Here is a 12,993-nt window from a genome sequence, read left to right as displayed (position 1 = left end):
GGCCGCATTGGAAAAACACCGCGACCCACAAAATGATGCGCTGGTTGACCCGTTGGATCAAGCCGCATAACCATGAAATCCGCAGCGTCGCCCGAAACGCTTTTCAACATCGTTCGGGACATTCCCAAGGATGACGGCAAGCTGCTTTATCGTTGGGGCAATACCATCAAGAAGCCGAACGATGTGCGCATCGAGGCCGAGCTGCCTTTGCCGGATGAATGGTCGACCCCGGATGCCGACAATGATGATCTGATCCCGCTGTTCCAGATCACCCAGGCCGAGCTGGTCACCCGTCACACGATCACCAACAACCCGAATGACCAGATCCGCCCCGAGGATTTCGAGAACGAATCCGCCATTGGTCAGCTGCCCACCTATGAAATCCTTGAGGATGGCAAATGGGTTACCACCGATGACTACTATGGCGGTGATGGCACCCTGTATCCGGCAGGCACCGTTCTGAAAGATCCGGCGCTGGCTGCGGCGGCGCAAGGCTCGACCCTGGACCAGATCGGCGCCATGTCGGAAGATCTGGAAGAGGGCTATACCAACGCCTGGTACACCACCATGGATCGCGAGCCTTTTGAGGCGGTGCTGAATGAAGATGGCACCGAGTACATCGTCGGGCCGCGCTGGCGCCTACAGCCGGATAAATACGGTCAGGATCTGCCCAGCGTCGTCATTCCGACCGACCCGAGCCTGGAGCTGCCGACCACCAACGATCAGGTGAAATACGAAGTCGGCGAAGACACCCAGACCGTGATCAACCTTCTGGACTGGGAATTCCCCGTATCGCCGCTGGCGATCAGTGCGGGCTGGCAGAACAACGCGGGTTCGGTGTCGATCAACGGTCTCAACATGACCAACAACTTCGACGTGGCCTTCTACGTCAAAGGCGATATCAAGCCTGCAACGCTTTATGACACCCAGCTGGTCATGAGCTATGAAGAAGTCACCATCAACGGCAAGGGTGTAGGTGTTTCCGGTTCCGCCGGGGATGACACTCTGGTCGGCCAGGGCGGCAACACCATGACCGGCGATGACGGCGATGACCTGTTCGTTCTTTCCTATGGTGTCACCAACGACTATTCGAAGATCGTCAGCAGCACTGTCACCGACTTCCAGCAGGGAGAGGATGTTCTGGGACTAATCGATCTCAGCGTCACCGACGTCAACTTCAAGGATGTGGTCTCGCAAAGCGTCGAAGGCGACGGTCTGCACGTCAGCCTCGGCGATTACGAGATCGCAACGCTGAGCGGCGTCACCTCCGAGCTGGAATTGGAAGATTTCCTGCTGATCAACCGCAGCCACGATGACACCGTGACCGGAACAGCTGACGATGATTACATCGTTGGTGATGATTTCGACAACGTTCTGATCGGTCTGGCCGGGGATGATACGATCCTGGGCCTTGGCGGCAATGACGAGTTGATCGGCAACCGCGGCGCGGATTCCCTTGACGGCGGCGCAGGTGATGATTTGCTTGAGGGTGGTGTCGGTGCAGATATCCTGATCGGTGGAACCGGCATGGATACGGCGACATATGCGACTTCCGTCAATGGTGTAACCGTCAATCTTGAGGACGGTACAGGTGACGGTGGTAAGGCGGATGGTGACACCCTGACCGGAATCGAAAACGTTATCGGGTCCAATGCTGCAGATACGCTGATCGGTTCAGACGACGAGGGCAATACTCTGAACGGCGGCAGCGGAGACGACCTGCTTGAAGGCGGCGGCGGCTGGGACCTGCTGATCGGCGGTGACGGGGCAGATACGCTGGACGGCGGTAACGGCACTGACCGCGCTTACTATGCGGACTCTGCCGAAGCTGTAACTGTGGATCTCGAGGCGGGAACCGGTATCGGTGGTGAAGCGGAAGGTGATGTTCTGATGAACGTCGAAGCCGTGACCGGCTCGCTGTTCGATGACCGGCTGATCGGGGACGCGGAGGATAACAATCTGATTGGTCGACTGGGTTCGGATGTGCTGATCGGCAACGATGGTAGTGATGATCTGGTAGGTCGTCTGGGTGAGGATACTCTGCGGGGCGGTGCTGGAAGCGACAGCCTTGACGGTGGCGTGGCAGATGACTTCCTTGGCGGTGGTGCCGGTAACGATGTTCTGAAAGGCGGCGGCGGCGCTGACATTCTCGGCGGAGGCTTGGGTGCTGACACCATGTATGGTGAAGGTGGCGACGATATCTTCCTGTTTAACCGTGGCAGCGACGTGATCATCGGTGGCTTGGGTGACGACCGCGCCGAGTTTGACGGGGTTCAGAGCGACTTTACTGTCGTGGACAACGGATCCGGCTCTTGGGAAGTCACCGATAACGCCACTGGCCATGTCGATACTCTGACCAGCATCGAGACTCTGGTCTTTGACGATGTGCTGATCATGGCGTGAGCCTGAACAGATAGTGACTGGAAGCGGCCGTGGACCTTTGGGTCTGCGGCCGCTTCTCTTTCGGAATGCCTGAATTGGCCACTGGGGCCGACATCCTCACGGCGCGGAGATCGTCAGGGGATGAAGGGGCTCTGGAGCGGCTTTGTGATAGGTGACTAGGCCCCCTCCAACACGAAAGGTGTTGGACGCAGATCAGTGAATACCACGACAGCCCAGGCGGCAAAATTTGCTATTCAGGAAGGGAAAGTGGCAGCCCGTAGGGGAATCGAACCCCTCTTTCCAGGTTGAAAACCTGGCGTCCTAACCGATAGACGAACGGGCCACTCTGTGTGTGAGCGGTGTTTAGATATTCCCGTCAGTTGCCGCAAGCGAAAAAACGGGGTTTCAGCGAAAATATTTTCCTGCCGGAGAAAGCGCCCTTCAGGACGCTGGCGCGGCGTCCTCCAGGCGCAACTGCGGGCTTTGACGACCGCCCCAGGTGTTGATCTCCAGCCGTCCGGCAAAGTGGAATCGGGCGCCGCCATGATCCAGCAGCCGGGGGCCAAGGTCGGTGTCGAAGGCGCCGAAACAGATGGCGTCAATGCCGCTGCTCAGCCCGTCGCTCAGCGACAGTTTCAGATGCGATTCTCCGACCCGTTTGGCAAAGCGGACCTCAAGATCGGGAAAGGCATAGCGCGGGGCAGGGGCACCGGCGCCAAAGGGACCGGCCTGTTCAATCTGCTCGATCAGGTTGATCGAGGCGGCGCCGGGCATCAGCATCCCGTCGAGCTTCACATCCGCAGGGCCAAGGTCCCCGGCGCCTTGTTTAGCCAGCAGATCGCCCAGCCGCGCCATCGCCTCTTCGAGTTTATCCCGCGCGACGGTCAGACCGGCGGCCATCTTGTGCCCACCGCCCTTGATCAATTGGCCCTCGTTGGCTAGCCGCTGGATCGCTGCGCCCAGATCTATGCCGCTGACCGAGCGACCTGATCCCTTGCCCTCGTCTCCGTCCAGACCGATGACCACCGCCGGGCGGCCTGCGGCCTCTTTCAGGCGCGAGGCAACGATGCCGACAACGCCCGGGTGCCAGCCTTCGCCGGCGGCCCAGACCAGCGGTGCATCAAGCCCGCGTGCTTCGGCCTGCTCCAGCGCGGCGGCGCGCACGGCGTTCTCGATGTCGCGGCGTTCGGTATTGAGTTGGTCAAGGCGTTCGGCCAGCGCTGCGGCCTCATGCGGGTTGTCGCTGGCCAGAAGACGCGCGCCCAGATCCGCCTTGCCGATGCGCCCGCCGGCATTGACCCGCGGTCCCAGCAGAAAGCCCAGGTGATAGGTGGAGGGCGCCGAATCCATGCGGCTGACATCGGCCAGCGCCACCAGGCCCACGCGTTTGCGCGCCGCCATCACCTTCAACCCCTGACGCACCAGCGCCCGGTTGGCGCCGATCAGCGGCGCCACATCCGCCACCGTGGCAAGGGCAACAAGATCCAGAAGGGCCATCAGATCTGGCCCGGTCCCAAGCCCCTTTTCCCGGGCCTGCCGTCGCACCTCGACCAGCATCAGAAACACCACGCCTGCAGCGCAGAAATAGCCCAGGTCCCCGTCTTCATCCTGCCGGTTGGGGTTCACCACGGCGACGCAGTCGGGCAGGGTTTCGCCGCCTAGGTGGTGGTCCAGCACGATCACATCGGCGCCCTTGGCCGCTGCGATCGGTCCATGCGAAAGTGTACCGCAATCGACACAGACGATCAGGTCGTGATCGTGCGCCAGCGCTGACATGGCGGCGTCATTTGGGCCGTAACCCTCGTCGATACGGTCGGGGATATAGAGCGTCGCATCCTGTCCCATGGCCCGCAGCCAGACCAAGAGAAGCGCCGCAGAGCTGCCGCCGTCGACGTCGTAATCAGCAAAGATGGCGATGCGCTGGCGCTGTTCCACCGCTTGCAGGAACCGGCCAGCGGCGGTCTCCATGTCCTTCATGCGCCGGGGATCGGGCAGCAGATCCTTCAGCGCAGGGGTCAGGAAGCCGGTTGCCTCATGGGCGGGAACGCCGCGCCGGGCGAGGACCTGACAAACGGCGGCGGGCAGGCCCGTTTGCTGAGCCATGGCTTCGGCCGCGCGTTCCAGATCGATGCCCGGACCCAGCCAGCGCCGTCCGGTGAGTGACTGTTCAACCCCTAGAAAGCTCACGCATCTCTCCCATGCAGGAAGGCCGGGCCCTGCGGACCCGGCCCTTTGAAAATTTAATCCGACCGAGCCGTCGCGCCGCTGCGCTCCGGCCTGACAGTTGGCTGGATCAGCCCTGTGCCTCAACCGGGGTGCGGTAGGACATGCGGCGGACCGAACCGGTTTTCGACCGCATCAGCAGGGTGGTGGTTTCCAGCCAGCCCGGCTCGCGCTTGATGCGCGGCAGCAGCGAGCCGCCGGTAACGCCTGTGGCGGCAAAGATCACGTCCTGGGTGACCATCTCGTCACGGGTGTAGACGCGGTCCAGGTCGGTGATGCCAGCTTTGGCGGCGCGGCCCTTTTCGTCATCGTTGCGGAACAGCAGACGACCAAAGATTTGACCACCCATGCATTTCAGCGCCGCAGCGGCCAGAACGCCCTCGGGGGCGCCGCCCTGGCCCATGTACATGTCGATGCCGGTCACTTCGGATTCGGCGCAATGCATGACGCCGGCCACGTCACCATCGGTAATCAGGCGGATCGAGGCGCCGGTTTCACGCACTTCGGCGATCATCGCTTCGTGGCGGGGGCGTTCCAGAATGCAAACGGTGATGTCCGACGGCGCGCAGCCCTTGGCCTTGGCCAGCGCCTCGACCCGTTCACGCGGGGACATATCCAGCGAAACGACGCCTTCGGGGTAGCCCGGGCCGATGGCCAGCTTGTCCATATAGGTGTCGGGCGCGTGCAGCATCGAGCCGCGCGGACCCATGGCGATCACAGTCAGCGCGTTGGGCATGTCCTTGGCGGTCAGGGTTGTGCCTTCAAGCGGGTCCAACGCGATGTCCACGCCAGGACCATTGCCGGTGCCGACCTCTTCGCCGATGAACAGCATCGGAGCCTCGTCCCGTTCCCCTTCGCCGATGACGACGACGCCTGCGATGTCCAAGAGGTTCAGCTGTTCACGCATGGCGTTCACGGCGGCCTGGTCGGCAGCTTTTTCGTCGCCGCGCCCGATCAGCGAGGCAGAGGCCAGTGCGGCCTGTTCGGCGACCCGGGCCAGGCCCAGAGACAGCATGCGGTCGTGAAAGGGGGCGTCAGAGCTGGTCGAGGTCATACTCAATAATCCTGTGTCAATCCGTATGGGTTGCTTGTCGATACCCCGCGCAGGGCGCTGCGGGCAAGGGATGATCGCGCGGATTGGACCAGTTCCGTGGCCATTCCGCGCGGTATTTCATGGTTCTGCCTTCTGGATGAGGGCAGGGCGTCGCCTCAGAGTTCTTCGATACGCAGGGCCACAGGCGCGCCATCGACGACGCCGGTGGCTGCCAGACCGGCAAGGGCATCGTCCAGCATGGCGCTGGTGCATTTGTGGGTCACGATGAGAACCGGGGCGATTGTTTCGGAATGGCCGTACTGGCGCATCCGGTCGATAGATACGCCCGCATCGCCAAGCGCCGCGGCAACCTTGGCCAGGGCACCGGGTTTGTCCTGAAGCGCCATGCGCAGATAATAGGGCGCGGGCAGGCCGGACATGGCCGAGGGCGCTTCCTGCAGGGTGGCGGCGGGCTGACCAAAGGTAGCAATGCGCAGACCCCGCGCGATATCGCAGATATCGCCGAGCACGGCGCTGGCGGTCGGGCCCTCGCCGGCACCGGGGCCGCGCAGTACGATCTGATCGACGGCATCGCCTTCGATCACGACCATGTTGGTGCCGCCTTCCAGCTGGCCCAGCGGCGAATTCGCGGGCACCAGGCAAGGCGCCATGCGCTGTTCCAGCCCGCGGGCAGAGGTCTGCGCGACGCCCAGAAGCTTGATCCTAAAGCCCATGTCAGCGGCGTGGCGGATGTCTTCGATGGCGATCCGCTGGATGCCTTCCAGCTGCACATCGTCAAAGGCCGGTTTGGTGCCAAAGGCAATCGCGGCCAGCAGGGCGAGTTTATGCCCGGCGTCGATGCCGCCCACGTCCAGCGTCGGATCAGCTTCGAGATAGCCCAGATCGTCGGCCTCTTTGAAGACCGTCTCATAAGGCAGGCCGGAATGCTCCATCCGGGTCAGGATGTAGTTGCAGGTGCCGTTCATCACGCCCATGACGCGGGTAATCTCGTTACCGGCAAGGCCCTCGGTCAGGGATTTGATCACCGGGATACCGCCTGCGACGGCGGCTTCGAAACGGATCACGCGGCCTGCTGCCTCGGCCTGTTCGGCCAGAGCCTGACCGTGGATCGCCAGCAGCGCCTTGTTTGCGGTGACAACGTCCTTGCCAGCGGCCAGCGCCGCCTCGGTCGCCTCTTTGGCAGCGCCTTCGTGGCCGCCCATCAGTTCGACAAAAACGTCGATATCGTCGCGTTTTGCCAGCGCCACGGGATCGGTTTCCCAGGCATAGGAGGACAGCGAAACGCCGCGATCCTTGGTCGCGTCACGGGCTGATACAGCGGTGATCACAACAGGGCGGCCTGTGCGCGCCTCCAGCAGTTCGGCCTGGCGGCGGATAATTCTTACCACGCCTACGCCGACCGTGCCCAAACCTGCAATCCCAAGGCGAAGCGGCTCTGTCATAGCTGGAGATCCTTTGTCACATAATCTTTGCCCCGCCTTAGCGGGTTCGGCGCAGCGGTGCAACGGCGCCGGACCGAGTGGCGCCGGAAAGCGGTATCAGAAATTGGAAAGGGTGGCGCCAGGGGCGCAAATGGCTCAGTTCTGGGCGTTCCTGAGCTTTTCTGCCCGGGCCTGCAGGCGCGCGGTGCGGGCCGCCATCTCCTGCTCCAAATCGCTGCTTTGCTCTTCAGGGACCGGCAGAGGGGTAACCAGCTGGTCTACGGGCAGCAGCGGCGGATAACTTGCCGAGCGCATATTGGGGGAAAGCCTGTCCTCGATTTCCGGCACTCGGGTGCAGGCCGCAGCCACGACCACCATCGGTAGCAGAGCAAAAAGGGTGAGGTGGGCAGAACGCAGGGGCATCATCGGGTCACGGGATTTTGAAGCATCAGGCGGGTCATTATTGTCCGCTGGGATCTTTGATGCACAATTGCGGCCCAAGGCACAAGCGGGGCTTTTATCTGAACGAACGTTCAGTTAGCTTTGAGCGCATGGCACGTACTCAAGGCTCACACTCCGATATTACCGGCCCGCGCATTCAGGCGGCGGCGCTGCGGCTGTTTGCGCAGCATGGCTACGCCGCCGTGTCGATGCGCCAGATCGCGGCGGAGGTCGGGGTGCAGGCCGGGGCGCTATATAACTATACGCCGGACAAGCAAAGCCTGCTGTTCAGCCTGATGCAGCGCCACATGAGTGAGTTGATGGAGGCTTGGCAGGCGGATCCAGCGGTGGAGGACGCGCTGGGGGAGTTGGAACGTTTCGTGCGGTTTCACATTCGCTTCCATATGGAGCGGCCAGATGCGGTCTTCATCGCCTACATGGAGCTACGCAACCTGTCAGATGAGAACTTCGCCGTCATCGAAACCATGCGTCGCAACTATGAGGACGCGCTAGAGGCGGTGCTGAAGCAAGGCGTGGAGGAGGGGGTGTTCCGGATCCCTGACACCAAGATCGCAACGCTGGCGGTAATCGCGATGCTGAATGGTGTCATGACCTGGTATCGCACCGGCGGCCGCCTGTCGCTGCGGGAGGTCGAGACGATCTACTGGGACATGGTACGCAAGGCCGTCGCGGCCTGATCCGCCGGTTTGGCCTGCCCCCGGATGGATCGGAGGCAGGGTAGGGGCCGGGCTTAGTGCGCCGGTTTGATGAAGGTGCCGTTGTTCAGATCGCGGAAGGCCTGACGCAGCTCCGCCTGGGTATTCATCACGATCGGGCCATGCCAGGCCACCGGCTCCTCGATCGGCGCGCCTGAAATCAGCAGGAAGCGCAGACCTTCGGGACCGGCCTGAACGGTGATCTCTTCGCCGGTGCCAAAACGCACCAGCGTACGGTCGCCAGACATGTCGCGAATGTGCAGTTCTTCGCCTGCGACTTCTTTTTCCAGCAGAACACCCTGTGGGCGGGATGCATCCACAAAGGCGCCTTGACCTTCGAAGATATAGGCAAAGGCGCGGCGGTAGGTGTCGATCTTGAAGGTCTTCTTGACCCCGGCAGGCACAAAGATATCGAGATACTGCGGGTCTGCGGCGATGCCATCCACCGGGCCGGTCTTGCCCCAGAACTCTCCTACGATGACTTTGACGCGGGTGCCGTCATCGTCGATGATCTCGGGGATCTCCTTGCCTTCGACATCCTGGTAGCGCGGATCGGTCATCTTCTGGCTGGAGGGCAGGTTTCCCCACAGCTGAAAACCGTGCATCTGGCCGTTGATGTTTCCCTTTGGCATCTCCTGGTGCAGGATGCCGGATCCCGCGGTCATCCATTGCACGTCACCGGCGCCCAGCGTGCCGGTGTTGCCCAGCGAGTCGCCGTGCTCCACGGTGCCGGAGAGCACATAGGTGATGGTCTCGATGCCGCGGTGGGGGTGCCAGGGAAAGCCGCGCATATAGTCCTGCGGGTGCTCATTGCGGAAGTCATCGAACAGCAGGAACGGATCCAGTTCGCTGGGGTCATGAAATCCAAAGGCCCTGTGCAGCTTTACACCGGCGCCTTCCATGGTCGGCATGGCGTTGCGGGTCTCGACAATCGGTCTGATGGACATTTGGAGTCTCCTGGCCTTTTCGCTTTGATGTACAGATAGAGGGGTTTGGGCTGCCCGCAAATCACGATGGTGGGAGAGGCACTGTGCGCAAATGCGCAATACCGGCCCGCCGAGGGTCGCATTGCATCGCAGGGCTGTTCGCCTGCGCCTTTTCAGGCTATGCCGCGCTACAGCACAGTGCAGGAGACAGGCGCATGAATGACGAGGTGGTGGCAAAGATCGAGGCATCCGGTCCCCGGCGTGTCATGGGAGTAGGGATGCTGGCTTCGGTGGGGGTTATCCTGATCTACGTGGCCTTTTCCACGCCGCCCTCGGCAGCCTGGCTGGTGTTTCTTCTGGTGGTTGGCTGCGCCGCTCTCTGGCTGTCGGTGCGCATGTGGCAGGCGACGGCCTATCGGATCGAGCTCACTGAAGAGGTGTTGCGCTGCACGGACGGGACCGAGATTGCACGGGTTGCGGATATCGAAACCATCGATCGCGGTTTCTTTGCCTTCAAGCCTTCGAACGGGTTTCTGATGCGCCGGAAAACCCCGGGTTCCCGCGCCTGGATGCCAGGCCTCTGGTGGCGCATGGGGCGCCGGATCGGGGTTGGTGGGGTGACGCCTGGCTCGCAAAGCAAGGCTATGTCGGAAATTCTGGCGGCCATGATCGCCCGGCGCGATATGGGTGCTGACCTCGAAGGTTGAGCGCGCTGACACAGAGCGCGCTTTCTCTTCTGTTGTTATCTGATTAAACCGTTCCAGCCAGAGGCGGGTTCAGAGGCCCATCGAATTGTCGTTGTGGCTGTTGCCGTTGGCCTTGTCTTCGACAAAGACGACCTGCGGCGCAAAACGCGGGCGGGTGAAGACGAAGTTGTTGATATCCATCGTCGGAAGGCCGATGCGGAAGGCCGGTTCCACCGTGTTGTTGGTTTCCACCAGGATCACGCGTTCCTGATCGGGCATCGACGGCAGATCGTCCTTAACCAGATGGATGGTGGCATCGGTCCATTCCTCGTAGCCACCACCGCGCACTTTTGACCAGTCCACGTAATAGCTTTGGTCTGCTTCATCCCAGCGTACGACAGATACCCGCATTCCAAGCGAGCTGTCACCGCGGATCAGCAGCCCGGCCATGGCGTACATACTGTCCAGATAGGTGTCGTTGATGTAATTGGTCTCGCGCGAGATCAGGTCTGAGATCGTGTAGGCCGCCTTCAGGTTCATGCTTTCCTGCCGGAAGGCATCAAAGAAGGTGTAAAAGGCCGCAAAGGTTCCCAGAAGAAGCGGCGCATAAAGCGCGAATTCAACCGAGACCGAGCCTTCGCTGTCGCGACAGAAGGATTTCAGGCGGTGACGCAGGGCTTTGAACATGGCTTACCTCGGTTCCTGAACGAAGGCTGACGCGGCAAAAAGGCTGACACGGCCGTCCGCATCCTTGCCCAGATCTCCGCCCAACCCCCAATCGGAGAAAATCGGACGGAATTTCATGCAGGCGCGGATCAGCATCAGCTCGTTGGACTGCCCGTTTGTGAATGTGCGCACTGGCTGCACGTCTTCGATGCGGCTGACGCAGTCGGGTTCGGGGTTGATGCCGGTCCAGTTAAAGGGGTCCTGGCTGACCATCTCCAGACGCAGGGAGGTGGCACAATTCTCGATGAAGCCCGACAGGGCGCATACACGGTCGCGGATTGCGTCATGTTGCGCTGGCTCACCCGTTGAAAGACGCAGCTCGCGTACCGTCTGATCCAGTGCCCGCTCCAGCTGCGACTGGCGGATATTGACCAGACCCAGCTCAACGGTGGACATCAGGATCATTAGGAAGGCCGGGATGATGATGGCGAATTCCAGCGTGGCGCTGCCGTCGTCCTGACGGCGGAAACGCGTAAGGGCGGTATGCATGTGGCGGATCATTGGGTCAGCCTCAGCTGGCGGATGGAAGTGGCGATCGAGGCAAAGGCCTCGGAGATTTCCAGTCCGTCCACATCAAAGAAATGTGCGGGCGAGCTGGCGCAGTCTTCCAGCACGCGGGTCCCGTTGCGGGGCGCTTCGAAGCCGACGGTGTAGATCATCACGCCCTTGTCCCGGGTGCGGTCGCAGATATTCTTGGTGTGCTGGTCTTTGGCTACGCGATTGTGGAAATACGTTCCGGCATTGTACCAGTCTGCCCAGGCGCTGGAACTGAACTCGTAGTTGTAGCGCGCGTTCCATGCGAGCGAGGCCCGTGCAAAAAGCTCGTGGTATTTCAGTTGTACGGCGGTGCCGGGCTCGTCCACTGCCGCGCATTCGTACGGATAGCTGTAATCACATACGGTTTGGGTGCCGTTACCGTAGGGGTGATCGTACCAGTCGTTCTTGTGCGGCCAGTAGTAACTTTTCGTGCCATTGGAGTGGTAAACGGAGTAGCGCCCAGTTTCAGCGTTGTACCAGACATCTGACATGGTGCTGCGGCGCGAAGGGTTGATCATGTATTGGTTTGTGTTCTCGCCGTCGGACATCAGAATGATGATCTTCAGCGTGTCGCCGTTGTTATACTCGGTTGGACGGTTCAGAAACTGCGCTTCGATCTCGCCATCGTCAATCAGTGAGTTGACAACCGGCCTCGCGGTCGGGTCCAGCAGGGCAGAGCCCCATTTCATGCCGATATCGATCGAGGTATTGCCCCAGGCTGTCAGCCCGTCGATGTAATTGTGCAGGGTGGTCGGATCGTTGGTGAAGGGCAGGATGGCCGATCCGTCACGTGTCGGGCAGACCGGGCGGGCGATCATGTTCTCAGAATAGGTGAACGGGTCGAAATGCGCTGTGCGCTCCAACCGCTCGGCCGGGTCCAGCGTTGTCTTGGCGTATTGATCGTAGACGAAGTTCACGCAGTGCGAGTAGTTCCATTCGCTTGCCGGAAGGTCATCGAAGCCTGCGTTGTACTTGCTCAGAAGCGCTTCGCCCGCGTTGACTTGGGTGGCATAGGGAATGATCGAGATCGACAGGTTGTCGGTGTTGGTGTTCTGGGTGATCTGATCGATGAAACTATGCGCGGCGGACTTGAGGTTGATCAGCCGCCGGTTCGAGTTCATCGAGCCGGAGATATCCAGCACCATGGAAATTTCTACGCTGCCGATGGTCTCTTCGGCGCGCGAATTGGCGTACATCGGCATGTCGCCGCCGCCAGAGAACTTCAGCATGTGGGCGCTGAAGGTCGTGTTGATTGTACTTTCGACGCTTTTGTAGCCGAGCCCCTGAGAGACCTGAGGCGGTTGATAGTATTCTTCCATTCCGGCTTTGCTCAGGTAATCCTGCACCACCACCTCGGGGGCCAGTGGCTGGTCCAGATCGGCAGCCGCCAGCACCGCGCGGTCCAGCGTGTATTGCAGAACCGTCCGGTCGCGCTCCATCCGCATCAGGTCGATACCGATGCCGCCAACGGTCAGCATGGCCAGAAAGAAGAAAATGGTCGGTGCGGCCATGGCGCCGCTGTCATCCCGCGCAAAGGCGCGCATCCGGGCCATCTGCCGGGTCAGGACGTCCTTACTGATATCTTTTGCGGCTCTGCGACGCACACTCATATTACACATCCCCTATGCCCGTTCTGTTTCGGACGACGGTCTTCGGATTTTGGTGGCTGGCGTTTATGATTGCTTGGGGAAGATGGCGGAAATGGGGCACGACAGGGGTAAAACCTTAACAATTGTTACCATCCGCTTAATCAATGCTAGGGTCTGTGGACATTCATCGTGAGGCGATGATGGCAGCCGCGAGATGCCAATTGGCGGCGTAGCTGGACGTTGTCTTTTCGTAGCGGGTCGCTATGGCTCTGAATTCCTTGATCTTTGCGAA

Annotated in this window: 11 protein-coding genes, 1 tRNA gene and 1 pseudogene; 3 read left to right on the top strand and 10 right to left on the bottom strand. The window is 61.0% G+C overall.

Annotation, left to right across the window (positions count from 1 at the left end; genetic code table 11):
• Window positions 1–72: 72 nt before the first annotated feature.
• A complete protein-coding gene (locus AAFO90_RS22475; RefSeq protein ID WP_347510857.1) occupies window positions 73–2,403 on the top strand; it encodes a calcium-binding protein in 2,331 nt (776 codons plus the stop codon).
• Window positions 2,404–2,650: 247 nt separating this feature from the next.
• On the opposite strand, the gene AAFO90_RS22470 is transcribed toward AAFO90_RS22475, so the two are convergent.
• From AAFO90_RS22470 to AAFO90_RS22450, 5 genes are all read right to left on the bottom strand, one after another.
• Window positions 2,651–2,725 (bottom strand) — tRNA-Glu (locus tag AAFO90_RS22470).
• 98 nt (window positions 2,726–2,823) lie between these two features.
• Window positions 2,824–4,569 carry a single-stranded-DNA-specific exonuclease RecJ gene (gene recJ, locus AAFO90_RS22465; RefSeq protein WP_347510856.1) on the bottom strand — a complete coding sequence of 582 codons (1,746 nt, stop codon included), beginning with the start codon at window positions 4,567–4,569 and terminating at the stop codon, window positions 2,824–2,826.
• A gap of 106 nt (window positions 4,570–4,675) precedes the next feature.
• Window positions 4,676–5,659, bottom strand: a complete 984-nt coding sequence (gene glpX, locus AAFO90_RS22460) for a class II fructose-bisphosphatase (RefSeq protein WP_065270928.1) — start codon at window positions 5,657–5,659, stop codon at window positions 4,676–4,678.
• Window positions 5,660–5,814: 155 nt separating this feature from the next.
• A complete protein-coding gene (locus AAFO90_RS22455; protein WP_065270927.1) occupies window positions 5,815–7,101 on the bottom strand; it encodes a homoserine dehydrogenase in 1,287 nt (428 codons plus the stop codon).
• A 135-nt stretch (window positions 7,102–7,236) separates the two neighbouring features.
• Window positions 7,237–7,503 (bottom strand): hypothetical protein, encoded by a 267-nt coding sequence (locus tag AAFO90_RS22450; RefSeq protein WP_347510855.1) that lies wholly within the window; start codon window positions 7,501–7,503, stop codon window positions 7,237–7,239.
• A 128-nt stretch (window positions 7,504–7,631) separates the two neighbouring features.
• Here AAFO90_RS22450 and AAFO90_RS22445 point away from each other — a divergent pair, with 128 nt between their 5' ends.
• Entirely contained in the window at window positions 7,632–8,219 is a 588-nt protein-coding gene (locus AAFO90_RS22445; protein ID WP_347510854.1) for a TetR/AcrR family transcriptional regulator, read from the top strand.
• A gap of 53 nt (window positions 8,220–8,272) precedes the next feature.
• Here the strand turns inward: AAFO90_RS22445 and AAFO90_RS22440 are convergent, their stop codons facing one another.
• The gene (locus tag AAFO90_RS22440) at window positions 8,273–9,184 is read right to left on the bottom strand and encodes a pirin family protein (RefSeq protein ID WP_065270924.1); all 912 of its coding nucleotides are present in this window, start codon (window positions 9,182–9,184) and stop codon (window positions 8,273–8,275) included.
• 194 nt (window positions 9,185–9,378) lie between these two features.
• Between AAFO90_RS22440 and AAFO90_RS22435 the strand changes: the two genes are divergently transcribed.
• Window positions 9,379–9,870 (top strand): hypothetical protein, encoded by a 492-nt coding sequence (locus tag AAFO90_RS22435; RefSeq protein ID WP_274828242.1) that lies wholly within the window; start codon window positions 9,379–9,381, stop codon window positions 9,868–9,870.
• A gap of 69 nt (window positions 9,871–9,939) precedes the next feature.
• Here AAFO90_RS22435 and AAFO90_RS22430 read toward each other — a convergent pair whose 3' ends face one another.
• The 4 genes and pseudogenes from AAFO90_RS22430 to AAFO90_RS22415 all read right to left on the bottom strand — a co-directional run.
• Window positions 9,940–10,536 carry a pilus assembly protein gene (locus AAFO90_RS22430; RefSeq protein ID WP_347510853.1) on the bottom strand — a complete coding sequence of 199 codons (597 nt, stop codon included), beginning with the start codon at window positions 10,534–10,536 and terminating at the stop codon, window positions 9,940–9,942.
• 3 nt (window positions 10,537–10,539) lie between these two features.
• Window positions 10,540–11,064 (bottom strand): TadE family protein, encoded by a 525-nt coding sequence (locus tag AAFO90_RS22425; RefSeq protein WP_274838323.1) that lies wholly within the window; start codon window positions 11,062–11,064, stop codon window positions 10,540–10,542.
• Window positions 11,065–11,072: 8 nt separating this feature from the next.
• On the bottom strand, window positions 11,073–12,722 hold the full coding sequence (locus AAFO90_RS22420) for a TadE/TadG family type IV pilus assembly protein (RefSeq protein WP_347510852.1): 1,650 nt from the start codon (window positions 12,720–12,722) through the stop codon (window positions 11,073–11,075).
• Window positions 12,723–12,885: 163 nt separating this feature from the next.
• Window positions 12,886–12,993, bottom strand: a pseudogene (locus AAFO90_RS22415) (IS5/IS1182 family transposase); the annotation flags it as partial.

The sequence above is a fragment of the Phaeobacter sp. CAU 1743 genome (assembly GCF_039839315.1).
Lineage (GTDB): Bacteria > Pseudomonadota > Alphaproteobacteria > Rhodobacterales > Rhodobacteraceae > Phycobacter > Phycobacter gallaeciensis_A.
The sequence above is the reverse complement of the archived record's forward strand: the minus strand, read 5'-3'. Positions and strand labels throughout refer to the sequence as shown.

Coding starts and splice junctions, on each gene's coding strand:
- AAFO90_RS22475 (WP_347510857.1), top strand. CDS start 73: ATGAAATCCGCAGCGTCGCCCGAAACGCTTTTCAACATCGTTCGGGAC.
- AAFO90_RS22430 (WP_347510853.1), bottom strand. CDS start 10,536: ATGTTCAAAGCCCTGCGTCACCGCCTGAAATCCTTCTGTCGCGACAGC.
- AAFO90_RS22425 (WP_274838323.1), bottom strand. CDS start 11,064: ATGCATACCGCCCTTACGCGTTTCCGCCGTCAGGACGACGGCAGCGCC.
- AAFO90_RS22445 (WP_347510854.1), top strand. CDS start 7,632: ATGGCACGTACTCAAGGCTCACACTCCGATATTACCGGCCCGCGCATT.
- glpX (WP_065270928.1), bottom strand. CDS start 5,659: ATGACCTCGACCAGCTCTGACGCCCCCTTTCACGACCGCATGCTGTCT.
- AAFO90_RS22455 (WP_065270927.1), bottom strand. CDS start 7,101: ATGACAGAGCCGCTTCGCCTTGGGATTGCAGGTTTGGGCACGGTCGGC.
- AAFO90_RS22450 (WP_347510855.1), bottom strand. CDS start 7,503: ATGCCCCTGCGTTCTGCCCACCTCACCCTTTTTGCTCTGCTACCGATG.
- AAFO90_RS22440 (WP_065270924.1), bottom strand. CDS start 9,184: ATGTCCATCAGACCGATTGTCGAGACCCGCAACGCCATGCCGACCATG.
- AAFO90_RS22435 (WP_274828242.1), top strand. CDS start 9,379: ATGAATGACGAGGTGGTGGCAAAGATCGAGGCATCCGGTCCCCGGCGT.
- AAFO90_RS22420 (WP_347510852.1), bottom strand. CDS start 12,722: ATGAGTGTGCGTCGCAGAGCCGCAAAAGATATCAGTAAGGACGTCCTG.